Source organism: Vibrio sp. 10N.261.51.A4 (assembly GCF_041471945.1).
GTDB lineage: Bacteria > Pseudomonadota > Gammaproteobacteria > Enterobacterales > Vibrionaceae > Vibrio > Vibrio crassostreae_C.
Genome location: NZ_JBFRPJ010000099.1, coordinates 70369 through 94241, shown reverse-complemented (window position 1 = coordinate 94241; position 23873 = coordinate 70369). Strand labels below are relative to the sequence as shown.

Genomic DNA, 23873 nt, shown 5'->3' with positions numbered 1-23873 from the left:
TTAAGTGAACGGCATTACCGCACTTGGCGGGTTTTTGTGTAGGTCGTTACTATATGTAAATTCTACTGCGTAACAGGCTTAACTTGTTTGGACTGTCTTACTGCCAGAATAAGTTGCGGTAGTAGTGACATCACGATCATGCCGGTCATTAGTGAGTATTGTACTGCAGTGAATGATTCACCCATCAACACCATACCGGTCACGATGCCAGCTACTGGGTTTGCGATGCCACCGAAGGTGAAATCAACCACCGACATACGCTGTAGCAACCACACATACATGCCGTAACCCAGCGCTGTGTTTAGCCCAATAACCCATACGAGTCCCATAGCATTACGAGTATCGAAATGAGTCACGGCATTAACATAAGGCTGCGGATCGATGAATGCATGAACGCCAGACGCGACAGACAAAATCGTACCGCCCAGAATCAGTTGCCATGTTAATACCTTCCACCAGTGCATGCGGTTACCCAGTGACTTGGTAATGCTGCTGCCGATGACAATACACATGATTGCGGCGAACATGGCACCTAAACCGATTGGATTCAAAGCGATTTGGCTTGGGTTAAACAATATCCACGCTAAGGTGATCAAGCCAATACCAGACAGGGCTTGAATCAAATGCGGGCGCTGCTTTTTCACTACCCAATGGAAGATCATCGCGAACACAGGCACAGAGATCATACCCACGCCAGAAATCGCTGAAGGCAGCGTTAGTGCCATCACGAAGATCAGGCCAAAGAAGGTCGCAATATTGATAAGACCCAATGTGAAAATGATCTGCCACTCGCCGTTTTTAGGCAGTGTCGGCTTTACTGCTAGCAATAACAAACCAGCAGGTAACGCACGCAAAGCACCTAATAATAATGGTGGCCACTCCTGTAGCGTAAATTGCGTCACTGCATAGGTTGTTCCCCAAAAGAACGCGGGGATCATTGCTAATAATATGTTCATTTAAAATATCTTTACGTTAAGATAACTATTGTGTGAACTGTATACTGAGAACTAGTGGTTGTAAAGTATCTTTATGTTAAACTAGTTTGAAGTAAACAAGACTAATCACGGAGCTAGATTGCAAATGGATGCTATCGACCGCGTTGTAGAGCAATGGGCAAAGGAAAAGCCCGAATTAGAAACTGAGCCTATGGCAATGATGGGCCGGATTATGCGTATTGCCAAGTATATGGAGACGCAAGTTGCCGAGCTTCATAAAAAATACGACATGAAGCTGGGTGAGTTTGATGTGCTGGCGACGTTGCGACGTTCTGGAAAGCCTTACCGACTGACTCCGTCAGAATTGATCGGCTCGATGATGCTGACATCAGGCGCGATGACCAATCGCCTTGATAAGCTAGAAGCGAAAGGGCTGATCAGTCGTGAGCACAGTAAAGAAGACAGACGCAGCGTGAGTGTTCAGTTAACAAAAGATGGTCTTATTCTTATTGACCAAATGATGACTGAGCATGTTGAAACGCAGAAGAAGCTTGTGAAATCTCTGTCTGCGAGCCAGAAGAAAAACACTAACCAGCTGCTGAAAACATGGTTGAGTGCGTACGAGTAGTTTTTCTGATCTTCCTTTAGATTCAATAAAAAACCGAAGCTTAATCGCTTCGGTTTTTTTGTGCTTGTTTAAGAACTTCAAGTACAGCGAATTCGCGAGTTAAGCTTGCAGCATCTCGTCACTGAACAGTTCTGCACAACCAATGCCGTTGATGGCGCAACTTTCGTCGATGTCTGAGATGTCACCGCTGACCCCAATCGCACCAAGTACCGTTTTATCCTTATCTCGAATCAGTAGGCCCCCTGGCACTGGCACCATGTTTCCGTGTGCGAGTACGTTTACGGCGGAGATAAATGCTGGTCGATTATCAGCATCTTGGGCGAGTTTTCTAGAGGAACAACCCAGTGCGAGTGCTCCCCACGCTTTAGCAATCGCGATGTCTGGTCGCATCATGCTAGAGCCGTCTTGACGTTGCAGAGAAATCAGCTTGCCACCGCTGTCTAAGACGGCGACCGTCAAAGGTTCTGTGTGGATCTTGTTTCCTGCTTGTAAGGTGCCATCAATGATGGTTAACGCTTGTTGTAGAGTCAAACTTCCCATGTTATCTCCTAGTTTTTCAAGGGGCTGTGTACCAAGCTAAGTCAGCCAATCATTACTCTTGTTGTGAATATCATCGACTGATTCATCTCGGTACAAGAGTCCTAACTGGACTCTTGTAACAGCCCATAGCTGGGTAAAGTTAGGAAGGCGGCGAACTCTTCGGCTGTAGAAAGTTGATAGAAAAGATCAGCTGTCTCTTCAAATCGACCTGCTGAATAGCGCGAGTCTCCGACTTCATGTTTTATCGTGTCTAACTCCTGGTAAAGCCAAGAGTGGAACAGTTGTTTGGTAAAGGTTTGGCCGTCATCAAGCGTGACGCCGTGGTGGATCCATTGCCAAATATTGGCTCTCGAGATCTCAGCGGTCGCCGCATCTTCCATAAGGCCGTAGATAGGTACACAGCCGTAGCCTTGAATCCAAGCTTCGATGTAATAAAGCGCGATGCGTATATTCTTACGCACACCCGCTTCGTCGCGGCTGCCTTCGCAAGGTTTTAGTAACGAATCTGCATTGATCACATGCTCTGGGCTTTGGAAATCCATTTGGTTTACTTTGCCATCAAGGTGCTTATCGAATATCGACATCGCTAAATCAACCAGTGCAGGGTGCGCGACCCAAGTGCCATCGTGTCCGTTCTGAGATTCTCTCTGTTTGTCTTCAATTACTTTGGCAGTCACACGCGCCATTTCTTGCGGATCTTTTGCTGGAATAAAGGCAGACATCCCACCCATTGCCAGTGCACCGCGAGCATGACAAGTGCGCACCAACAATTGGCTATAGGCGTTGAGGAATTCTTGATCCATGCCGATCCCGTGACGATCTGGCAGGATGCGGTCTTTATGGTTCTTCAGCGTTTTGATGTAGCTGAAGATGTAATCCCAGCGACCGCAGTTCATCGCTACGATATGATCGCGCATTGCATACAAGATCTCTTCCATCTGGAACACGGCTGGTAGCGTTTCGATCAAAACCGTCGCACGAATGGTGCCTTTGGGTACGTGGAAATAGTTTTCGGTGAAGCTGAAAATATCGTCCCACCATTGTGCTTCTTCCATGCTCTCAAGCTTGGGAATGTAGTAGTAAACCCCTAAGCCTTGTTTTGCACGTGACTGATAGTTATGGAAAAAGTACAAAGCGAAGTCCATCAAGCAACCGCCGATAGGCTGATTGTTGAATTGAATGGACTGCTCTGGCAAGTGAATGCCTCGTGGGCGTGCGATCAGCAGTGCAGGATCGTCGTTTAATTGGTAACGCTTCTGCTTCTTCTCATCGAAGTAACTAATGGTGCCAAGGTTGGCGTCTCTTAGGTTGATTTGCCCTTCGACCATATTGGCCCAAGTCGGGGAAGACGCATCCTCAAAGCAACACATGAAGACTTTTGCGCCTGAATTTAGCGCGTTGATCACCATCTTTCTTTCGATAGGTCCGGTGATCTCTACGCGGCGATCCAGTAACTCTGGCGGCGGTGTAGCCACTTTCCACTCTTTATTCTGGCGAATGGAAATGGTGTCCTTTCTGAAATTGGGTAACTTACCGTTGTCATATTGAGTTTGTTTTATTTCGCGGTCACTTAGCAGGGTATGACGGCGATCTCCAAACTTATTGACGAGAGCTTCTAAGAATTTTAATGCATCTTTAGACAAGATCTCTTTGTACTCGGAGTTGTCCATCTTCCCAAGTACCTGCATACATTGTACTTCTTCTCTCTCTTTTACGTCATTCACCATTGTTGTCTCCTTTAAACAATACGATGTCATTTTGTATACAAAATGCTCTTTTTAAGGATATTTATATTGTAGAAATTGTAAACAAGCAAACGGTATTTAACATTTATTTATCATTTAATCTTTTTGTAATTTATTTTTACGTAAAGATATTTTATGTAAAGCAATGAATTATAAGCTTTTCAGGATGAGTGCGTACTTAATGTGATGGGTTGATGTAACAAAATTGTTTCATTCTGGGGTTGATAAATAGCTAGGATGGTTCATAGTACACAAAAGTTAGTTTAATTGTATACAATCTGAACTGGAGGTTCGAATGGCAATTATGAAAGCGATTGAAGCAGCGGTAGAAGTGCTTAAACGTGAAGGTGTAGACATCGCATTTGGTGTTCCCGGCGCAGCAATAAACCCTATGTATGCGGCTATGAAAAAGCTCGGAGGAATCGACCACGTCTTAGCTCGTCACGTAGAGGGTGCATCCCATATGGCCGAAGGGTACACGCGTACTAATCAAGGCAATATAGGTGTGTGTATTGGTACCTCTGGCCCTGCGGGAACGGACATGATCACGGGTCTTTATTCTGCGTCTGCAGATTCGATCCCAATTATATGTATCACAGGCCAAGCGCCACGAGCACGTCTTCATAAAGAAGATTTCCAAGCGGTCGACATTGAATCGATCGCTAAACCAGTCACTAAATGGGCAACCACGGTGCTGGAACCTGCACAAGTGCCACGGGCATTCCAAAAAGCCTTTCATTTGATGCGTTCGGGTCGTCCGGGGCCAATCCTGATAGATCTACCGATTGATGTTCAGTTGGCTGAGATTGAGTTTGATATCGATACCTATGAACCGCTAGAACCTTACAAACCGCAAGCAACTCGCGCGCAGGTTGAGAAAGCATTAACCATGATGTCTCAATCAGAAAAACCGCTGATTGTATCGGGTGGTGGCGTGATTAACGCTGGCGCGTCCGAATTGCTACAACAGTTCGCCGAAATCACCGGTGTGCCAGTGATCCCAACCTTGATGGGCTGGGGCTCTATCCCAGATGACCATGACTTAATGGCGGGTATGGTGGGGCTACAGACTTCTCACCGTTACGGTAACGAAACCATGCTCAACTCTGATTTCGTGTTTGGTGTCGGTAACCGTTGGGCCAACCGTCATACCGGCTCTGTCGATGTTTACACCGAAGGTCGTAAGTTTGTTCACGTTGATATTGAACCAACCCAAATCGGCCGCGTGTTCTGTCCGGATTTAGGCATAGTCTCTGATGCGAAAGCTGCGCTAGAGCTAATGGTTGAAGTGGCGCAAGAGTGGCGTGACGCTGGCAAGCTGCCGAACCGAAATGCTTGGGCAAGTGAGTGTCAGGAACGCAAATCGACCATGCTGCGTAAAACCAATTTCGATGAAGCGCCAATGAAGCCTATGCGTGTTTATGAAGAGATGAACAAGGCATTTGGTCGTGACACTTGTTATGTGAGCACCATTGGTTTGTCGCAAATCGCTGCCGCTCAGTTCCTGCATGTTTATAAGCCGCGTAACTGGATCAACTGTGGTCAAGCTGGACCATTGGGTTGGACAACACCAGCCGCATTGGGTGTACGAGCGGCCGATCCAGATCGCGATATTGTTGCTATCTCTGGTGATTATGATTTCCAATTTATGATCGAAGAACTGGCAGTAGGTGCTCAATTCAACCTGCCATACATTCATGTGTTGGTGAACAACTCGTATCTAGGTTTGATTCGCCAAGCACAGCGTCAATTTGATATCGATTATTGTGTACAACTGGCGTTTGATAACCAGAATGCGCCAGAGCTTGAAGGCTACGGTGTTGACCATGTCGCGGTTGTTGAAGGTTTAGGCTGTAAGGCGATTCGAGCTCGTGAACCAGAGCAAATTGCCGCTGCGTTTGAACAAGCCAAAGAGTTGATGAATAAGCATAAAGTACCGGTTGTTGTTGAGCTGATTCTTGAGCGAGTGACCAATATTGCGATGGGCGTAGAGATCAACGCGATCAACGAATTTGAGCCACTTGCCGAAAGCCGCGGCGATGCTCCAACGGCGCTGGCGTACAAGTAATCATTAAGTAATGTGTATCCGTAGAGTTGAGGTTTAGCTCTACGGAAAGTCTCCAATAGAGCGAGGCTTTACTACAAGTAACCAGATTTTTACAGATAAAGAATAAGGACAGAGTCATGGCAAAATTTGCAGCAAACTTGTCAATGTTATTCACGGAAGTTGATTTTATGGATCGCTTTGAAGCTGCCGCAGAAGCGGGCTTTCAAGGTGTGGAATATCTTTTCCCTTACGCCTTTGATGCTCAGGCACTCAAAGCAAAGCTCGACGCTAATAACCTAGAGCAAGTGCTATTCAATTTGCCCGCGGGTGATTGGGACGCTGGCGACCGTGGTATCGCGGTCGACCCAGCACGAGTTGAAGAGTTTCAAGCGGGTGTACCTAAAGCCATCGCTTACGCAAAAGCGCTCGGTTGTACTCAAGTGAATTGCTTAGCCGGGATTGTCCCGCAAGGTGTGACCCAACAAGACGCGCAATCGGCTTTTGTGATTAACCTGCATTACGCGGCGAACGCGCTAGCAGCAGAAGGCATTAGCTTAGTGATTGAAGCGATCAATACCCGTGATATTCCGGGCTTCTTCTTGAACACGACTGAGCAAGCCAAAGCGATCATCAAAGAGGTAGGGAGCGATAACCTTTCTATCCAATACGATATTTATCACATGCAAATTATGGAAGGCGATCTTACGCCGACCATGCAACAAAACATTGGCCAAATCGCACACGTGCAACTGGCGGATAATCCAGGCCGACACGAACCGGGTACCGGAGAAATCAATTACCCATTCGTGCTCAATTATCTTGATGAGCTTGGCTATCAAGGCTGGGTTGGCTGCGAATACAAACCTAAAACGACAACGACAGAAGGCCTTGGTTGGTTGCACCAGTACCGTTAATTACGTCTGGTAACCCTCAAACGTTAAGGAGAACAACATGTCTAAAATTGCATTTATCGGAACTGGCATCATGGGTAAACCTATGGCGAGTAACCTTCAAAAAGCAGGTCACGATTTGATTCTGTCGGATCACTTTAATGCAGCACCTGCCGATCTTGTGGCAGCGGGCGCAGCGGTCTGTCATTCACCAGCGGAAGCGGCTGAAGCAGCAGATATCATTATCTTAATGGTGCCGAATACACCTCAAGTAGAAGACGTCCTGTTTGGGGACAGTGGCGTCGAGCAAGGCCTCACCGCAGGTGGCGCTGCTGGAAAACTGGTTATCGATATGAGTTCAATCTCGCCAATCGCGACCAAAGCAATTGCAGCGCGAATCAATGAAGGTGGTGCTTCATACCTTGATGCACCGGTATCAGGTGGCGAAGTAGGCGCTATTAATGCAGCGCTGACTATCATGGTTGGTGGTGAGCAAGACGCCTTTGACAAAGCACGTCCGCTATTTGAAATCATGGGTAAGAATATTACGCTGGTGGGCGACAACGGTGCGGGTCAAACCTGTAAGGTGGCGAACCAGATCATTGTTGCTCTGAATATCGAAGCCGTGTCTGAGGCGTTAGTCTTTGCTTCGAAAGCAGGCGCTGATCCAGCGCGAGTACGTCAGGCTTTATTAGGTGGCTTTGCTAACTCTAAGATATTGGAAGTGCACGGTGAGCGTATGGTTGAAGGCACATTCGACCCTGGCTTTAGAATCTCACTTCACCAAAAAGACTTAAATCTTGCGCTAACGGGCGCACAGGAGCTAGGGGTTGCGCTACCGAACACGGCAAATGCACAAGAGCTGTTTGGCGAGTGTGCCGAAATGGGCGGTGAAGGTTGGGACCACTCTGCGCTTATTCAAGCGATTGAGAAACGTTCTGATCACTCGATTCGTTAATCTAGTTAACGGTTTGTTCGTTTAGTGGTTAGTCAATCAACCGATTATCCGTTAATTAATTAGGGCTGCTATCGATTCGTAGCCCAACAGTTTCAAACAGTTTGTTTATAAATCGCGTAGTTTCGTCTCCTTTTATACGCGTTCCTGATACGAGGCAGAGGTTGAAGTTGTTCCTTTCCAACTTGATCTTAGCAGGCACCCTTTGGCCTTGTATCGGGGTTCTTTTTTTCTCCGTCAACTAAGGAGTGGCTGATGGACATTGATGCTAAGCAGTTTCTACAAACCCTTTTCTCAAGTGCTGTTAATCAGGCGCTAGCTAAAAATCACATCGAACCTTTTCTTCCTCAAGACATTTTTTATCGCTCTGCTAATCAAGCCGGGCGTACTGTCGTTATAGGAGCAGGTAAAGCAGCCGCGTCGATGGCCGCCGAGCTGGAAGCGGTTTGGCAGGCAAAGAAACAACAAGACCTTGCACTGCGTGACCTTGAAGGCTTGGTGGTGACTCGTTATGAGCACACCGCCCCTTGCGAACATATCGAAGTGATTGAAGCTGCGCACCCCGTGCCAGATGCGATGGGCTTAGAAGTGAGCCAACGTATGCTGCAATTGGTGAGTGGCTTGAGCGCTGACGACACGGTTATTTGCCTACTGTCAGGCGGTGGTTCTGCTTTGCTAAGTCTGCCCGGTGGCGACATCAGCTTGGCAGAGAAGCAACAAATCAATAAAGCGTTGCTCAAATCGGGCGCCGCCATTGATGAGATGAACTGTGTGCGCAAGCATTTATCGTCAATCAAAGGTGGGCGACTAGCAAAGGCTGCTTACCCAGCAAGAGTGGTCTCTTTGGCGATTTCAGATGTGCCGGGCGATGACATCAGTGTGATTGCATCGGGCCCGACCGTGCCAGACACCACCACCCGTTTTGATGCGATGGCGATACTGGAACGCTATCGAATTGAAACACCACCTTCGGCATTCGAATGGTTGAACAACCCAGAGTCAGAAACGGTAAAGCCGGATGATGAGTGCTGGAAAAACGCTGAGCACCATATTATCGCGACTCCGATGTCAGCATTGGAATCTGCTGCTGCGGAGGCAGAAGGCTTGGGCATTCCTGCTTATGTGTTGAGTGATTGCATAGAGGGAGAAGCGCGAGATGTCGCGAAAGTTCACGCTGCGCTGGCTAAGCAAGTGGCCAATCATAAGCACCCATTTGAGACGCCTTGCGTGATACTTTCCGGTGGCGAAACCACAGTAACCGTTAAAGGCAAGGGTCGCGGTGGGCGTAATTGTGAGTTCTTGTTGAGTCTATATAACGAGCTCAAAGGCCAAGACAACATATTTGCATTGGCTGCTGATACCGACGGGATTGATGGCGTGGAAGACAATGCTGGCGCATGGATCACACCTCAAACATGGCAACAAGGTTCGAGCCTGTCGCTTAAAGCGCAAGATTACCTCGATGCGAATAACAGTTACGATTTCTTCGAACAAGTCGATGTGCTTCTTACCACGGGACCGACGCTGACCAATGTGAATGACTTCCGCGCGATATTGATTCTTTAATTTGAACAGTTCAAAAACACAGTATGGAATGGTCGCTTCTTAACAAATAGAGCGGCCATTTTATTGTTATCAATGCGGTGACCTTGAGTTCTGAAATTATCTTCTGGACTAATGAAGCACGTTGATTACTATGATTTCAGTAACGAGCTGTAAAGGATGCAATATGTCTAGGATCAGACAAAAGAATCAAGATTTAATCATCGAAGTCGCGTGTGAACAATTCGCCACTCATGGTTATGCTGCAACAAAAATGGCCGATATTGCGAAAGCGGCCGACATTCCCAAACCTAACGTATTCTACTATTTCAGCTCTAAAGATAAGCTCTACAACGCTGTGCTTGAAACCGTCACTCAGCCCTTACTTGAAGCGTCTCGTCCGATTGAAGAGCTCAGCGATCCTGTTGAAGCCTTGTCTCAATATATTCAAACCAAGCTGATCATTTCTCGCGATCATCCACATGCCTCTAAGGTATTTGCCAATGAAGTGATGTCTGGCGCTAAAGTATTGCCGAACGAGATTGGTGACGAGCTGTATAAGCAATCCCAGATGATTCTTGATAAGTTCTCGACATGGTCGGCGCAGGGCCTAATGGACGATGTTCCCGCTCATTACCTGATGTTTACCATCTGGGCGGCAACTCAAACCTACGCCGATTTTGGCTGGCAGATTTGCAGCGTGATGCAGAAAGAACAGCTCGATGATAAAGACTATGCCGATGCCGCTGAGTTCATCACTCAGCTAGTGATTAAAGGCTGTGGTGTGAAAGGGAGCACTTGAAAGCTGGAGAGTCTTGCTGAGAGTTGCTTTAAGCTTGCTCTTCAGGAAATTGAAATGCCTTATCGTAGAATAAGGCATTTTTTACGCTTGTATTTTAGCTGTATGAGGCTTAGCCAACTAACAAGAAGAAGAGAGCTGTTGCGACAATACCTATCAATGCGTAGGGGAATTGAGTGGTTGCGTGTTGCATTGAGGTACACCCGGAACCTTGAGCTGACAATACCGTTGAGTCACTAAAGAAACATGAGTGACTGCCCGCTGCTGATGCCGAAAGCAGAGCCGCAATAGTTAAATGTAGAGGTACGCCAAGTTGTTCGCCTAGAGGCAATACGATTGGCATAGCAACTGCAAAAGTTCCCCAAGAAGATGCGGTAGCAAACACCAATGCACCGGTGATCATAAAGATAATTGCTGGGAAGTAAGACGCCGATAGATAAGGGCTTACTGTCTCGATGACATATTGTGTCACTCCTAGAGAATCATTCACAGACTTCAGCATGAATCCACCAATCACCGTTGCCAATGGCAGCAGCATAACTTTGATTCCGTCGTAGACAGCTTCAAACATATCATTCATTGAGATTAGACGTTGAACACCATAGAAGCAGATAGTAAAGATAATTGCGACAAATACGCCTGCTAATAGATCAATACCGAAGTACCAGCTTGCACCAACTAACACCACCATAGGCAATAGGAAGTTGATTAATCCCATCGTTGGGTTGGTGTGCGCTGTAATATCTGCGCCAAAGTCGATGTCTGTTGCACCGTCAGGACGTACTTGACCTTTCTTCGCTCGTTCCTCAGCCTGCTTCATTGCGCCTAAATCCGGCATCTTTTCTAACGCAACGAGAAGGACGATTATCAGCGTAACCCAGCCATAAGCCATGTATGGAATCGCTTCAATATATGCTTTGATACCCTCACCAGCTTCAGCCACTCCATTCGCTTCAAGCAGTGAGCTAAAGAAAATAGCCCATGTTGATATTGGCACCAGAATACAAATCGGCGCAGCGGTGGAATCGACTAGATAAGATAGTTTTTCACGGGAGATGTTGTATCCGTCAGTAATCTTCTTCATCGATGATGAGATAGCGATCGCGTTCAGATAGTCATCAATAAAGATCATGATGCCGAGGAAAAAGGTCATCAGCATAGATTGTTTACGGCTCTTAACCTTTGTGACCAACATATCTGAAAAGCTTAAAATACTGCCGCCTTTTTCGAGAATTGCGATTAATCCCCCCATCAGTCCGCAAACTAGAACGATCCATGCAATGGTTTCGTTCATCATTACATCCATCGATATGCCGACAATTTGCTCAACGGCTTGCGCAGGATTGAGTAGTAGTACACCAGCGATGGTACCACTAAAAAGCGCCTCTACGGTGCGGTGTGTAGTTAGGGCGAATACCAAAACAAGTGCGGTAGGGAGAAGGCTCATCCATCCATAGGCCTCTCCTTCTTGGTGGTTCAATCCAATTGATGTGAAGAAAATGAAAGTCGCGACAACCAATAGAGATACCATGATGTGTTGACTGTTGATCTTCAGCGGCGCGTCCAACGCCTTAGTTTGCGTAGTCATACGTGTAGTTCCTTTGTTTATGCTGAGTGCAACATCCAGTCGATTTCTAATGGAGTGATGGCGCGTTCAAACTCCGCCAGTTCACTTCGTTTACAAGCTAAATATAGATCGACAAACTCTTTGGAGATGCACGGGGTCAGCTCACTGCGTTCTAGCTGATCGAGAGCTTCAGACATACGCAGAGGTAAGTCTATTGCATCATCACTGAGGGAGTTAGGACATTGGTCTTTGGTATAGTTTTCACTCGCTAATACTGCGGATAGTACTACTGCAGCGAGAATGTAAGGGTTAACGTCAGCTCCCGCAATGCGGTGTTCAATTCGGCGATTGTTGCTGTCGCTGATAGGAACACGCAGTGCGACACCACGATGGTTCTCGCCCCAGTCTGCTTTCGTTGGCACGTAAGCTCCTGGAACAAAGCGGCGGTAAGAGTTAACGTTAGGGCAAATCAAGGCCATGGAATCGGATGTTTGAGCAAGCATCGCGGCCATGGTTTGATAAAAGAGATTACTGGGTTCACCATCTTGTTGGCTGAAGTGATTATTGTCGTTGGAATCCACCAAGCTAAGGTGGATGTGCATACCGTTACCAGCTTGCTCACTAAATGGCTTAGCCATGAAGGTAGCATCGAAATCATGTTGATTAGCAATTTGACGAATTAGGCGTTTGACGATGATGATTTCATCACACACTCGTAGTACATCTTTAGAGTGGTTGAAGTTAATTTCGAATTGTCCTGGGGCGGATTCAGATAGTGCCCCCGAAGTATTTAACCCTTGTTCTTGAGCGACTTTGTTAAGATCGGCCAAAAAGTCTGCGTAATCATCCAAACCATCTAAGTCATAGACTTCGGTATCTTTTTCTCGTGATTTTTTGTTTGGGTTGATGGCTGTTTGTAGTGCTCCCATCTCACCCCGCTTCCTGTCTATTAAGTAAAACTCTAGCTCTAAGGCAACACATGGATGTTGATCTTTGGTGTGTAACTTTTCGAGAATTTCACTGACGATATTACGAATAAAGAGCGGGTTTGGGGTGTGGGCTGACTCATCCATCATACTCAACATTATTTGGCCCACTTGCTCTTTAGCGGTAGGCATCAATGTATCCGCAATTGGGAAACACATGTTGTCTGGTTCTCCCAATTCTTCACCTAACCCTGCTGTTTCAACCACATTACCTTTGGTATCTAAAGTAATTGTCGAGAGGGGAAGAGCTACTCCTTTATGCAGCTTGTGTAGTGCACTTACTGGGATGCGCTTGCCTCTTGGTGTGGCATTGATGTCGGTAAAAATCAGATCAACAAACTCGATGTTGGGCCATTTTTGTCGAAAATTTTTAACTTCCTGTAGATACGATTCCATTGTGTTCTCCAACTAGCCTCTATTTGGTAAATTAAAAGTAATAAAAAAGAAACAAGTCAATTGTACTAATTAGACTAAAGTCTAGTTTTAAAGGTTATTTCCTTTTAATACATAAGCTTGCGTTGATTACTTTGAAATTTACAATTTTATTGAAAGATGTTTCTGTTAACTATTTTGTAACAGTTGATTGTGTTTTGCTCAATATAATGTCCAAAATTAGTCGTTTTTTTGACCAAAAAGGTGGGTTTGGTCACGCTTTGGTCATAATATCGAACATCGGTGTTGATAATTTTGTACATGATTTGTAGTGTAAGTGTTAAATAAATCGAGCACGGAAGTAACATGTCTAGAACAAGCAAACCCATTATTGGAATTGTTAGTTGCGCTAAAGAATTGGGTGGCTATCAAATACAGGCAGTGAATAATTTTTACCTCACGGCTGTGAAAGACTTTGGTGGATTGCCACTGATATTGGCTCCGGATATGGCAAGTGAAGACGTTGAGCGTCTTCTTAACATCTGCGACGGTTTTTTATTTCCGGGGAGTCACTCAAATGTGGCACCACATCATTACAACGGCACTCATGAAGAGTCTAAGAAAGATGAAGCTCGAGATGAGCTTTCCTTTACTTTGATTCGTCAAGCGATAGACAAAGACATTCCGTGTTTTGGTGTTTGCCGTGGATTTCAAGAGATGAATGTTGCTCTGGGAGGCTCACTGAACCCAGCAGTTCATGATTCAGGTTTCAACGACCATAGAGAGAGTGAGGTCGAAGACTTTGAGGAAAAGTACGCTCCATCACACGCGGTGTTGGTGCAAAAACAAAGTTTGTTTGAGAAATGGCTGACTGAAAATCATTGGGAAAACACTATCTTTTTTGAGGTTAATACTCTTCATAACCAAGGGGTTGACCAATTAGCTCCCCAACTGACTGTGGAAGCTAAAGCACCGGATGGTTTAGTGGAAGCGTTTAGTCTTCCAGGGCAAAAATTCTTTGTTGGCGTGCAGTGGCACCCAGAATGGAAAGCAAAAACGAATCATTTCTCTCAAATTTTGTTTAAAGAATTTATGATGGCGGCCTCTCTATAAGTTAGGAGCCACCTACATGGACAACCAAGAGATTGGTAAAAATATTGTTCGATTAAGAAAAGAACATGGATTGTCACAACGAGAATTAGCCGAACGAGCAGGTATTACACATAGCGCGATCTCTTCGATTGAGAATGCGAAGGTAAGCCCTTCAGTAAGTTCGTTGCAAAAAATAGTGAATGTTTTTTCTTTATCTCTTTCGGAGTTTTTCACACTTGAACAACCCAAAAGCGATGAAGTGAAGGTTGTCGTTGCACCTGAAGAGTTGGTTGAAATGGGCAGTGAGTCGGTTTCAATGAAATTGGTAACCAACGGCAGCAAAGAACAGGTAATTGGATTTTTGATTGAAGAGTATGCCCCCCACGGCACAACGGGTGCGGCGGAAATTAAACATGAAGGCGAAGAGATCGGCACTATTTTAGAGGGCGAAATCACTCTGGAATACAAAGAGCAATCTTTTGTCCTTAAACAAGGTGAATCGTACATTATTGATACGACGCAGCCGCACAAGTTCACAAATCACACAGACAAGGCTTGTCGAATGATAAGCGCGCATACGCCAACCACATTCTAAGTGGGCCTTGCCTTGTTGTGATAACAAGGAGAGCGTATGAAAACCCAAGAACAATGGATTGAACTGAGAAACAATCTAAACATCGAAAATCGTGCCTTTATTAATGGCGAATATAGCGCAGCTATCAGTGGAGAAACTCTAGATGTTGTTAACCCGGCTACCGACGAGACACTGACCCAGATAGCTCGTTGCCAAGAAGAAGATGTTGAGCTTGCGGTAACATGTGCTCGTCAAGCTTTCCTTTCTGGTGAATGGAGCAACAGCGCTCCGTCATATCGCAAAGCGGTACTCAGCCAATTTGCAACGCTGATTGACCAACATCGTGAAGAACTTGCGTTGCTGGAAACCCTAGATACGGGTAAGCCAATCAGCCATAGCTTTTCAACCGATATCCCTGGTGCTGCAAGTGCACTGCGTTGGTATGCAGAAGCCATCGATAAAGTGTATGGGGAAGTCGCGCCAACGGAACAAGATGTACACGCCTTTGTTTCTCATCAAGCTATCGGTGTTGTTGCAGCGGTAGTTCCATGGAACTTTCCATTATGGTTAGCTTGCTGGAAACTTGGCCCTGCATTAGCAGCAGGTAATAGCGTTATTCTTAAACCCTCTGAAAAATCTTCTCTCACTGCTATTTATATTGGTCAACTCGCCAATCAAGCAGGCTTACCACGTGGCGTTTTTCAAGTCGTTACAGGCTTTGGCCATGAAGCCGGTGATGCTTTAGCGAAACACCATGACGTCGACTGTATTGCATTTACGGGTTCCACTCGTATTGCTGGTCAATTAATGGTTCGTTCTGGTGAAACCAATCTTAAGCGTGTGTTTGCTGAGGCTGGTGGTAAGAATGCCAATATCGTATTTGAAGACTGCGAAGACCTCGATCGTGCAGCCGCAGAAACCGCTGGTGGTTGCTTCTATAACCAAGGCGAAGTCTGTGTCGCTGCAACTCGTTTATTAGTGCACGAAAGCATCAAAGATCGCTTTGTTGATAAAGTCATTTCTGCGGCTCAATCCTTTATGCCGAAAGACCCAATGGACACCTCATCTTCGATGGGAGCGCTCATCGATCAAGGTCACAAATCAAAAGTGCTTGAATATATAGAGCTTGGCCAAGCGGAAGGTGCAGTTCTTCGTTGCGGGGGTGATGTTGAAGGCAAAGGTGCATTTGTTGAGCCGACCATTCTTGATAACGTTGACAATAAAATGCGTGTCGCCCAGGAAGAGATCTTTGGTCCTGTACTTTGTGTTATCTCATTTAAAGATGAAGCTGAAGCCGTCGCAATCGCCAATGACTCAAAATACGGTTTAGGTGCGGCGCTTTGGAGCAATAACATTAACCGCGTACACCGTGTAGCTAAACAGCTTCAGGCAGGTTCTGTTTGGGTGAACAACTACAACGAAGGTGATATGACCGTCCCTTTTGGTGGGTTCAAAATGAGTGGTAACGGCCGTGATAAATCACTGCACGCCATCGAAAAATTCACAGAAACCAAAACCACTTGGATTCGCCTTCACCCTTAGCCTGCTGATGATTAATAAAGGAATATCACTATGAATAAGCATACGGATTCGTTTTACGCCCACTCTATCCCGAACATGCCAGAGTTCCCACAACTGCAAGACAACATTGAGTGTGATGTGTGTGTGGTTGGGGCTGGGTTTTCAGGTTTATCTTCGGCTCTTCATTTAGCCGAGAAAGGTTTTAAGGTAGTGGTACTAGAGAGTGCCAAAGTTGGTTTTGGAGCAACTGGTCGTAATGGTGGACAGATCGTCAATAGCTACAGCCGAGATGTTGATGTAATAGAAAGCCGTTACGACCAACCCCAGGCTAAAGCCCTGTGTGACATGATTTTCGAAGGCGGAGATGTCATTCGTGGCCTAATCGAAAAATACGATATTGAGTGTGACCACAAACGCGGTGGCCTATTTACCGCGCTAAACAAAAAGCAGTTAATAGGTTTAGAGCATCATAAGAAAAACTGGGAGCGATATGGTAATGACCAGCTCACCATGTTGGATGCTAGCCAAGTAGAAGAGGCGGTTGGTACTCAAGCTTACACCGGTGGCTTGCTTGATATGCGAGGTGGGCACATTCATCCGCTTAAACTCGCATTGGGGGAAGCCGCAGCATTTGTTTCTCTTGGTGGCCAAATTTTTGAACAATCAGCGGTAACGTCCATTGAAAAAGGTGCGAATCCTGTTGCAAGAACAGCGAGCGGTAGCGTGAAGAGTAAATACTTGGTGTTAGCTGGCAACGCCTACTTAGGTGGGTTGGCTCCGAATATCAGTAACAAAGCCATCCCATGTGGAACTCAAGTCGTGGCGACAGAGCCGCTTACCGATGAGCAACTAAAACAGGTTTTACCAAGTGACTACTGCGTTGAAGACTGTAATTACTTACTGGACTATTTCCGATTGAGTGCCGACAAACGCTTGTTGTTTGGGGGCGGGGTGGTTTATGGCGCTCGTGACCCTCAAGACATTGAGTCTCTGATTCGTCCTAAGTTAGAAGGTATTTTCCCTCAACTTAAAGGTATCAAGATTGATTACACATGGACTGGTAACTTCTTACTTACCTACTCACGTATGCCGCAGTTCGGCGCATTCGACGACAATATTTATTATTTGCAAGGCTACAGTGGTCATGGAGTTACCTGTACTCACTTGGCTGGCAAGTTATTGGCAGAAGCCTTAACAGGGCATGCCGAACGATTTGATGCCTTCGCACAACTCAAGCACTACGCCTTCCCTGGTGGACGTCACTTCCAAATACCATTCACAGCAGTTGGCGCAGCGTATTACAACCTAAGAGATAAACTGGCTATCTAACCGGACGATAAGGAACATCCAATGAGTAGAGTAGTAAAATTCGCGGCCCTGCAACTGACCAAAAGCTGGGATCTGGAAGATAACCTAAATAAAGCTAAGCAAGCGATTCGTGAAGCTGCGAGTAACGGTGCCAATGTGGTTTTGCCGCAGGAATTGTTCGCTGCTCCTTATTTTTGTAAGAAGCAAGAAGCTAAGTATTTTGAGTTGGCTGAGGAAGTAGACAATTGTCTGTTGATAACAGAGATGAGTGCATTGGCAAAAGAACTCGGGGTCGTGATTCCAGTTAGTTATTTTGAAAAAGCGGGCAATACCTTCTTTAACTCATTAGTGATGATTGATGCCGATGGCACTGTGCTAGATAACTACCGCAAATCACACATCCCGGATGGTCCGGGTTATAGCGAAAAATACTATTTTAGTCCTGGAGATACTGGTTTCAAAGTATGGCAAACCCAGTTTGGTAAGTTCGGCGCTGGTATTTGCTGGGATCAATGGTTTCCCGAGCTTGCTCGTAGCTTAGCGTTACATGGTGCAGAAGCCATTTTTTACCCAACCGCTATTGGCAGCGAACCACAAGATCCAACTTTAGATTCTCGTGATCACTGGCAACGCACTATGCAAGGCCATTCCGCTGCAAACTTGGTTCCTGTGATTGCGTCTAATCGCGTAGGCACAGAATGTGATGATGGCATTGAAACCACATTCTACGGTTCTTCTTTTATTACCGATCATACTGGTGGCAAGTTGGCAGAAGCGCCACGTGATGAGGAAGCTATCATTTACGCGGAGATTGATTTAGCCGCAACGGCTCAAGCGCGTCACTCGTGGGGGCTGTTCCGTGACCGCCGCCCAGATCTATATGGCTCTGTGGGCAAACTAGCAGTTTAAAGGGGCAGACTATGCAGTTATCGACAACACCACTGCAAGATGGGTTCTACTTTCCAGCTGAGTTTCATCCTATTGAAGAAGTTTGGTTGGCTTGGCCAGAAAGACGAGACAATTGGCGTGATAACGCCCTTCCTGCCCAGCAAACATTCGCTAGCATTGCGAATGCAATAGCAGAAGTGACTAAGGTTTGTGTCGCCGTGAGTGCGAAGCAATTTGATAAGGCGAGAACATTGCTTCATTCAGATATTCGGCTTGTTGAAATCCCATTCAATGATGCGTGGATGCGTGATATTGGGCCCACAGTGTTGGTGAATCAAGACGGCGAGCGTCGTGGAATCAACTGGCAGTTTAACGCTTGGGGTGGTGACTATAATGGCCTCTATGAAAACTGGCAGCAGGACGACCTAGTGGCTAGCTCAGTATGTGACATTATCGGAATTGATCACTACAACGCCCCATTCGTTTTAGAGGGGGGCTCAATTCATACTGATGGCGAAGGTACGCTCTATACAACAGAAGAGTGTTTGCTTAGTCCGGGACGCAACCCTGAGTTGAATCAACAACAGATAGAAACACATCTCAAAGAATATCTAGGTATTGAAAAGGTCATTTGGCTGCCTAAAGGACTATTCGATGATGAAACTGACGGACATGTTGATAATTTGATGCATGTAATTGCCCCGGGGAAAGTGGTATTGAGTTGGACAGATGATCCATCAGACCCACAATTCGCATTATCTCGTCAGGCGGAACAAGTGTTAAAAGATCAATCTGATGCTAAAGGTCGAGAGATTGAAATCATCCGTTTACCGTTGCCAGGGCCTTTGCACTATAGCGAAGCAGAAGCAAGCGGAATTGATAAAAGTGATGGAATGACACGTGATGCAGGGGAAAGGTTAAGTGCTTCTTATGCCAACTTTCTTATCGCGAATGGTTATGTGTTTTTGCCATTGCTCGATGATAGAACTGACGAGCAGGCAATAAAAATATTGCGGCAAGCGATGCCTGAACATCAAGTCGTTGGTATACCAACGCGTGAGGTTTTGCTGGGTGGAGGTAACATCCACTGCATTACTCAGCAGATCCCTGCTTAGGAAAACCATTATTAAAACAATGAACTATTGGTTTTCTGCTTGGTAGGGTAACTATCAGTAGACGCCAAGGTAAAGCTGTCAAAAGGAATCCCCATGCAACAAATTACAAATCAATCATTGCTGTCGTTTATGGTGCTAAATCAAGACCAAGGTATTGCTGTAAGTAACCCCGCGACGGGTGAAATACTTGGTTATGCACCAGTGTCGTCTGAACATGACATTTTAGATGGGGTCGACCGTGCAAGCGTCGCGCAAAAAGAGTGGGCTTTGCTGCCAGCCAAAACCCGTTCTGGTTTGCTACAAAAATGGTATCAGTTATTACTTGAAAACAAGGAAGATCTAGGTCGCCTGATGACGTTAGAGCAAGGAAAACCATGGGCAGAAGCACAAGGTGAGGTGTTGTACGGCGCAAGCTTTATCGAGTGGTTTGCTGAAGAAGCGAAGCGTACCTATGGTGAGACAATCCCAGCGCCAAGTAGCGACAAACGCCTTGTTACTATTAAACAACCTATTGGAGTAGCTTGTGCGATTACTCCGTGGAATTTTCCAATTGCAATGATAACTCGTAAGGCAGGTCCAGCACTTGCGGCTGGCTGTAGTTTTATTGTGAAGCCGTCTGAATCCACACCGTTATCTGCTTTTGCTGTAGCAGAGCTAGCATATCAAGCGGGCATTCCTCGTGATGTACTGCAAGTGGTATTGGGAGCGAATTCTCGTCAAGTTGGCGGTATTTTCACCTCACATCCTCTGATTCGTAAGCTCTCTTTCACGGGCTCTACGCAAGTTGGAAGAGTGCTGATGCAGCAAAGTGCAAACGACATCAAGCGAACGTCAATGGAGCTTGGTGGAAATGCACCATTTATCGTATTTGATGATGCAGATATTGATGCGGCTGTGCTTGGTGCAATGGCGTCTAAGTTTCGTAATGCCGGTCAAACCTGCGTCTGCGCTAACCGTTTTTATGTACATAACAAGGTGTACGATGAGTTTGTTGAAAAATTCAATGCGGCAGTGCAGCAGCTTAAAGTAGGCAATGGTCTAGAAGAGGGTGTAAATGTTGGTCCGGTAATCAGCGAATCAGCAAAACAAGGTATTCAGTCCCTCATTGACGGTGCAATCGAACAGGGCGCGAAACCAGTTACTGAGCCGAAAACTCTTGATGGTTTATTCATGCAACCTGTCGTTCTCAAAAACGTTACGCATGATATGGATATTGTCTCGCAAGAGATCTTTGGCCCAGTCGCTCCGGTGATCAAATTTGATGATGACCAACAGCTTATCGAAATGGCTAACGACACTATCTATGGCTTAGCGTCTTACTTCTATAGCCAAAATATCCACCGTGTATGGAAGATAGCAGAAGCGCTGGAATACGGCATGGTAGGAATTAACGAAGGCATGATCTCTACCGAGGTAGCCCCTTTCGGTGGAGTTAAGCAGTCCGGTATAGGGCGTGAAGGGGCAAAACAAGGTATCGATGAATACATGAGCATCAAATATCTCTGCTTTGGCGGCAACTAATCAAAGGACATGACAATGACAAATCAACAACTACATCAAAGAAGAAGCCAAGTTATCGCTCAAGGCATGGGCGCACTGTACCCACTTTATGTTGAAAAAGCAGAGAATGCTCACGTGTGGGATGTGGATGGAAATAAATATATCGACTTTGCTGCTGGTATCGCGGTGACGAATACAGGGCATGCAAATAAGCGTATCAACGAAGCGGTAAAGGCTCAACTGGATAACTTTTCACACACTTGTGCGATGGTAACGCCGTATGCCTCCTTTGTTGAACTGGCAGAAAAGCTCACAGAACTCGCCCCCGGTGACAGTGATAAAAAAGCGATTTTCCTGACAACAGGAGCTGAAGCGGTTGAGAATGCTGTGAAAGTAGCGAGAGCTCATACTGGCCGCAGTGGTGTGATTGCTTTTAAAGGTGGCTTCCACGGCCGCACTAATATGACCATGGGGCTAACGGGTAAAGTCGCGCCTTACAAAGCGGGCTTTGGCCCATTTCCAAATGAAATATTTCATGCACCTTACCCAAATGCTTTTCATGGCGTAAGCACAGAACAAAGCCTGCAAGCGCTCGATGATTTGTTTGCGTGTGATATTGAGCCATCACGCGTGGCGGCGATAATCTTTGAGCCTGTGCAAGGTGAAGGCGGTTTCTATCAAGCCCCCGCGGAGTTTGCTCAAGGCCTGCGTGAGTTGTGTGACAAATACGGCATTATGCTTATCGCGGATGAAATTCAAACGGGCTTTGCGCGCACGGGTAAAATGTTTGCCACTGAATATCTGGGCATTGAACCCGACATGATAACAATGGCAAAAGGTATTGCGGGTGGTTTCCCTATCTCAGCAGTAGTGGGAAAAGCCGGTGTTATGGATTCGGCACTACCAGGTGGCTTAGGTGGTACTTACGCTGGCTCTCCGTTGGGGTGTGTGGCTGGTTTAGAAGTCCTAAAAATTATCGAAGAAGAGCAATTGTGTGCTAAAGCAATGGGCATTGGTGAGGTTGTGAATGCCCGTATGAGCAAGCTACAGGAATCGGTTCCAGCTATTGGTGAAATACGTACCACTGGAGCGATGATGGCTATTGAGTTTACTGATCCAGAGTCAGGCAAGCCATTGCAGGACTTAACTAAAGCGGTGATAACGAAAGCACAAGAAAATGGTCTTATTCTGCTTTCGTGTGGTGTAAAAGCGAATGTAATTCGTCTGCTTCCACCATTAACTATTGAATCTGAAGTACTCAGCGAAGGCTTAGATAAGCTTGAGAAAATTATTCTGGAAGTTGTTTAGGATTTGAGTTAAGACATTGTATTTTAATATAAAGGTCATTGTAGATATTCTTTTCGTGCTTATAATGTCCCTTCCTGAAATGTATTTACACATTGAGGACGGGGCTGTGAATGAATAAGTAAGGCCGACATCACGTCGGCCTTTTTTCGCTTTTCTAGTTAGAGAGTATTTAATTATTCATCGCCAGTTTACCTAGCTTCATTGCAGCTGCATGGTGGCGGTGCATTAGTTGTTCCATGTCTACGCCAATCACAGCGCCATCGTTCACTCGCCACTTACCTGCAACCATCACTTTATCCGCTTGTTGAGCACCACAAAGTAGTAATGCGGCCAGTGGGTCGTGGCTGCCAGAAAAACGAATATCATCGAGCTTGAACATCGCGATATCGGCTTGTTTGCCAACCTCTAGTGTACCAATGTCGGTTCTGCCCATTGCCGCGGCAGAACCGGATGTCGCCCAGCGCAATGCATCAAAGTGTGAAACGTTGGCGGAACCATATTGCAGGCGTTGTAGATACATCGCCATGCGCACTTCGGCAATCATATTAGAGCCGTCGTTTGAGGCCGAACCATCCACACCTAGCCCGACTTTTACGCCTGCTGCTTCTAGATCGTTGTTTTTACAAATACCGGAAGCCAACATCATATTGGAAGTTGGGCAGTGACTGATACCAATGCCTGCTTTACCCAAACGTTTGATCTCTTCTGGATTGAAGTGAATACCATGAGCGAGCCAAGTGCGCTCGTTCAGCCAACCCACATCTTCTAGGTAATCAACTGGGCGCAAGCCAAACTTCTCTATACAGAAGTCTTCTTCATCGAGCGTTTCGCATAGGTGCGTGTGCATCATGACGTTTTCACGCTCACTGATCTTGGCGGTCTCTTTCATCAGGTCGGTAGTGACTGAGAACGGCGAACAAGGCGCGAGCGCGATTTGAATCATCGCCCCTTCATCACGCTGGTGGTAATCACGAATCAAGCGCTGGCTGTCATCAATGATGGTTTGTTCGGTTTGAATGGTGTGTCTTGGTGGCAATCCACCCTCATCTTCCCCTAGGCTCATGGAACCTCGGGTAAATATCGCTCTAACGCCCAGTTTCTCTGCGGCCTCGACTTGCAAATCAATAGCGTGCTCAAGCCCGTCTGGTAGCAAGTAATGGTGATCGGAAGCAGTGGTACAGCCCGACATCATCAGCTCAACCAGAGCAAGCTCTGTTGCGAGGCTCATCATCTCCGAATCGAGGTTGGCCCAAACTGGGTAGAGGCTTTGTAGCCAATGGAAGAGTTCTTTATTGAGTGCGCCGGGGTAGGCTCGCGTTAGGGTTTGATAGAAGTGGTGGTGCGCATTGATAAGCCCAGGAGTCACAACATGACGAGAGGCGTCGGCGCTGTAATCTACGGGTAAGGTCGGCTCTTTGTGTTTGCCAACCAGTTCAATGATTTTATTACCTTTTATGACGATTCCGCCTTCTGCATCAGCCTGCGAGCCAGTGTAGATTGCGAGAGGATTCTTAATCCAGATGGTTTCCATTCATAGTAGTCCTTAGCCATCTCAGCCTTT

The 23873-nt window shown here is 46.2% G+C and carries 20 protein-coding genes; 14 read left to right on the top strand and 6 right to left on the bottom strand.

What is annotated here, in order from left to right:
• Nucleotides 1–62 precede the first annotated feature (62 nt).
• Entirely contained in the window at nt 63–956 is an 894-nt protein-coding gene (locus AB4384_RS20840) for a DMT family transporter (RefSeq protein ID WP_372105199.1), read from the bottom strand.
• 124 nt (nt 957–1080) lie between these two features.
• On the opposite strand from AB4384_RS20840, the gene AB4384_RS20835 reads away from it, so the two are divergent.
• Nucleotides 1081–1563, top strand: a complete 483-nt coding sequence (locus AB4384_RS20835; RefSeq protein WP_010432677.1) for a MarR family winged helix-turn-helix transcriptional regulator — start codon at nt 1081–1083, stop codon at nt 1561–1563.
• A 99-nt stretch (nt 1564–1662) separates the two neighbouring features.
• On the opposite strand, the gene AB4384_RS20830 is transcribed toward AB4384_RS20835, so the two are convergent.
• Together AB4384_RS20830 and aceB are read right to left on the bottom strand one after the other, a co-directional pair.
• Nucleotides 1663–2103 carry a heme-binding protein gene (locus AB4384_RS20830; protein ID WP_004732837.1) on the bottom strand — a complete coding sequence of 147 codons (441 nt, stop codon included), beginning with the start codon at nt 2101–2103 and terminating at the stop codon, nt 1663–1665.
• A 101-nt stretch (nt 2104–2204) separates the two neighbouring features.
• Nucleotides 2205–3830, bottom strand: a complete 1626-nt coding sequence (gene aceB / locus AB4384_RS20825; RefSeq protein ID WP_372130059.1) for a malate synthase A — start codon at nt 3828–3830, stop codon at nt 2205–2207.
• A 313-nt stretch (nt 3831–4143) separates the two neighbouring features.
• On the opposite strand from aceB, the gene gcl reads away from it, so the two are divergent.
• The 5 genes from gcl (at nt 4144) to AB4384_RS20800 (ending at nt 10084) form a co-directional block, all read left to right on the top strand.
• Nucleotides 4144–5916 carry a glyoxylate carboligase gene (gene gcl, locus AB4384_RS20820; protein WP_102320836.1) on the top strand — a complete coding sequence of 591 codons (1773 nt, stop codon included), beginning with the start codon at nt 4144–4146 and terminating at the stop codon, nt 5914–5916.
• Nucleotides 5917–6032: 116 nt separating this feature from the next.
• Nucleotides 6033–6809: a hydroxypyruvate isomerase gene (hyi, locus tag AB4384_RS20815; RefSeq protein ID WP_102320837.1), complete on the top strand. Its 777-nt coding sequence runs from the start codon at nt 6033–6035 to the stop codon at nt 6807–6809.
• A 37-nt stretch (nt 6810–6846) separates the two neighbouring features.
• Nucleotides 6847–7743 (top strand): 2-hydroxy-3-oxopropionate reductase, encoded by an 897-nt coding sequence (locus AB4384_RS20810; RefSeq protein WP_372130058.1) that lies wholly within the window; start codon nt 6847–6849, stop codon nt 7741–7743.
• 252 nt (nt 7744–7995) lie between these two features.
• Nucleotides 7996–9306 (top strand): glycerate kinase, encoded by a 1311-nt coding sequence (locus AB4384_RS20805; protein WP_372130057.1) that lies wholly within the window; start codon nt 7996–7998, stop codon nt 9304–9306.
• 163 nt (nt 9307–9469) lie between these two features.
• Complete coding sequence (locus AB4384_RS20800) at nt 9470–10084, top strand: TetR/AcrR family transcriptional regulator (RefSeq protein ID WP_372130056.1); 615 nt, start codon at nt 9470–9472, stop codon at nt 10082–10084.
• A gap of 109 nt (nt 10085–10193) precedes the next feature.
• Here AB4384_RS20800 and AB4384_RS20795 read toward each other — a convergent pair whose 3' ends face one another.
• Both AB4384_RS20795 and AB4384_RS20790 read right to left on the bottom strand, forming a co-directional pair.
• Nucleotides 10194–11669 carry a Na+/H+ antiporter NhaC family protein gene (locus AB4384_RS20795; protein WP_017067343.1) on the bottom strand — a complete coding sequence of 492 codons (1476 nt, stop codon included), beginning with the start codon at nt 11667–11669 and terminating at the stop codon, nt 10194–10196.
• A 17-nt stretch (nt 11670–11686) separates the two neighbouring features.
• Nucleotides 11687–13030 carry a glutamine synthetase family protein gene (locus AB4384_RS20790; RefSeq protein ID WP_102398172.1) on the bottom strand — a complete coding sequence of 448 codons (1344 nt, stop codon included), beginning with the start codon at nt 13028–13030 and terminating at the stop codon, nt 11687–11689.
• A gap of 342 nt (nt 13031–13372) precedes the next feature.
• Between AB4384_RS20790 and AB4384_RS20785 the strand changes: the two genes are divergently transcribed.
• The 8 genes from AB4384_RS20785 to gabT all read left to right on the top strand — a co-directional run bounded on the left by AB4384_RS20785 (nt 13373) and on the right by gabT (nt 22312).
• On the top strand, nt 13373–14119 hold the full coding sequence (locus tag AB4384_RS20785; protein ID WP_017065012.1) for a gamma-glutamyl-gamma-aminobutyrate hydrolase family protein: 747 nt from the start codon (nt 13373–13375) through the stop codon (nt 14117–14119).
• Between the two features lie 16 nt (nt 14120–14135).
• Nucleotides 14136–14693, top strand: coding sequence for an HTH-type transcriptional regulator PuuR (gene puuR / locus AB4384_RS20780; RefSeq protein WP_017065011.1), 558 nt, complete (start codon nt 14136–14138; stop codon nt 14691–14693).
• A 36-nt stretch (nt 14694–14729) separates the two neighbouring features.
• Entirely contained in the window at nt 14730–16214 is a 1485-nt protein-coding gene (locus AB4384_RS20775; RefSeq protein ID WP_017065010.1) for an aldehyde dehydrogenase, read from the top strand.
• A gap of 30 nt (nt 16215–16244) precedes the next feature.
• On the top strand, nt 16245–17522 hold the full coding sequence (locus AB4384_RS20770) for an FAD-binding oxidoreductase (RefSeq protein WP_017065009.1): 1278 nt from the start codon (nt 16245–16247) through the stop codon (nt 17520–17522).
• Nucleotides 17523–17543: 21 nt separating this feature from the next.
• Entirely contained in the window at nt 17544–18410 is an 867-nt protein-coding gene (gene aguB / locus AB4384_RS20765) for an N-carbamoylputrescine amidase (protein ID WP_017067340.1), read from the top strand.
• Between the two features lie 11 nt (nt 18411–18421).
• Nucleotides 18422–19504, top strand: a complete 1083-nt coding sequence (gene aguA / locus AB4384_RS20760) for an agmatine deiminase (protein ID WP_017065007.1) — start codon at nt 18422–18424, stop codon at nt 19502–19504.
• 93 nt (nt 19505–19597) lie between these two features.
• A complete protein-coding gene (locus tag AB4384_RS20755) occupies nt 19598–21025 on the top strand; it encodes an NAD-dependent succinate-semialdehyde dehydrogenase (RefSeq protein ID WP_198594326.1) in 1428 nt (475 codons plus the stop codon).
• Nucleotides 21026–21040: 15 nt separating this feature from the next.
• Nucleotides 21041–22312 (top strand): 4-aminobutyrate--2-oxoglutarate transaminase, encoded by a 1272-nt coding sequence (gabT, locus tag AB4384_RS20750; RefSeq protein WP_102320842.1) that lies wholly within the window; start codon nt 21041–21043, stop codon nt 22310–22312.
• Between the two features lie 169 nt (nt 22313–22481).
• On the opposite strand, the gene AB4384_RS20745 is transcribed toward gabT, so the two are convergent.
• Nucleotides 22482–23843, bottom strand: coding sequence for an 8-oxoguanine deaminase (locus AB4384_RS20745; RefSeq protein WP_372130055.1), 1362 nt, complete (start codon nt 23841–23843; stop codon nt 22482–22484).
• Between the last annotated feature and the right edge of the window lie 30 nt (nt 23844–23873).

Excerpts from the sequence above, each read along its gene's own strand:
- AB4384_RS20840 (WP_372105199.1), bottom strand. The coding sequence starts at position 956 with ATGAACATATTATTAGCAATGATCCCCGCGTTCTTTTGGGGAACAACC.
- AB4384_RS20835 (WP_010432677.1), top strand. The coding sequence starts at position 1,081 with ATGGATGCTATCGACCGCGTTGTAGAGCAATGGGCAAAGGAAAAGCCC.
- AB4384_RS20830 (WP_004732837.1), bottom strand. The coding sequence starts at position 2,103 with ATGGGAAGTTTGACTCTACAACAAGCGTTAACCATCATTGATGGCACC.
- aceB (WP_372130059.1), bottom strand. The coding sequence starts at position 3,830 with ATGGTGAATGACGTAAAAGAGAGAGAAGAAGTACAATGTATGCAGGTA.
- gcl (WP_102320836.1), top strand. The coding sequence starts at position 4,144 with ATGGCAATTATGAAAGCGATTGAAGCAGCGGTAGAAGTGCTTAAACGT.
- hyi (WP_102320837.1), top strand. The coding sequence starts at position 6,033 with ATGGCAAAATTTGCAGCAAACTTGTCAATGTTATTCACGGAAGTTGAT.
- AB4384_RS20810 (WP_372130058.1), top strand. The coding sequence starts at position 6,847 with ATGTCTAAAATTGCATTTATCGGAACTGGCATCATGGGTAAACCTATG.
- AB4384_RS20805 (WP_372130057.1), top strand. The coding sequence starts at position 7,996 with ATGGACATTGATGCTAAGCAGTTTCTACAAACCCTTTTCTCAAGTGCT.
- AB4384_RS20800 (WP_372130056.1), top strand. The coding sequence starts at position 9,470 with ATGTCTAGGATCAGACAAAAGAATCAAGATTTAATCATCGAAGTCGCG.
- AB4384_RS20795 (WP_017067343.1), bottom strand. The coding sequence starts at position 11,669 with ATGACTACGCAAACTAAGGCGTTGGACGCGCCGCTGAAGATCAACAGT.
- AB4384_RS20790 (WP_102398172.1), bottom strand. The coding sequence starts at position 13,030 with ATGGAATCGTATCTACAGGAAGTTAAAAATTTTCGACAAAAATGGCCC.
- AB4384_RS20785 (WP_017065012.1), top strand. The coding sequence starts at position 13,373 with ATGTCTAGAACAAGCAAACCCATTATTGGAATTGTTAGTTGCGCTAAA.
- puuR (WP_017065011.1), top strand. The coding sequence starts at position 14,136 with ATGGACAACCAAGAGATTGGTAAAAATATTGTTCGATTAAGAAAAGAA.
- AB4384_RS20775 (WP_017065010.1), top strand. The coding sequence starts at position 14,730 with ATGAAAACCCAAGAACAATGGATTGAACTGAGAAACAATCTAAACATC.
- AB4384_RS20770 (WP_017065009.1), top strand. The coding sequence starts at position 16,245 with ATGAATAAGCATACGGATTCGTTTTACGCCCACTCTATCCCGAACATG.
- aguB (WP_017067340.1), top strand. The coding sequence starts at position 17,544 with ATGAGTAGAGTAGTAAAATTCGCGGCCCTGCAACTGACCAAAAGCTGG.
- aguA (WP_017065007.1), top strand. The coding sequence starts at position 18,422 with ATGCAGTTATCGACAACACCACTGCAAGATGGGTTCTACTTTCCAGCT.
- AB4384_RS20755 (WP_198594326.1), top strand. The coding sequence starts at position 19,598 with ATGCAACAAATTACAAATCAATCATTGCTGTCGTTTATGGTGCTAAAT.
- gabT (WP_102320842.1), top strand. The coding sequence starts at position 21,041 with ATGACAAATCAACAACTACATCAAAGAAGAAGCCAAGTTATCGCTCAA.
- AB4384_RS20745 (WP_372130055.1), bottom strand. The coding sequence starts at position 23,843 with ATGGAAACCATCTGGATTAAGAATCCTCTCGCAATCTACACTGGCTCG.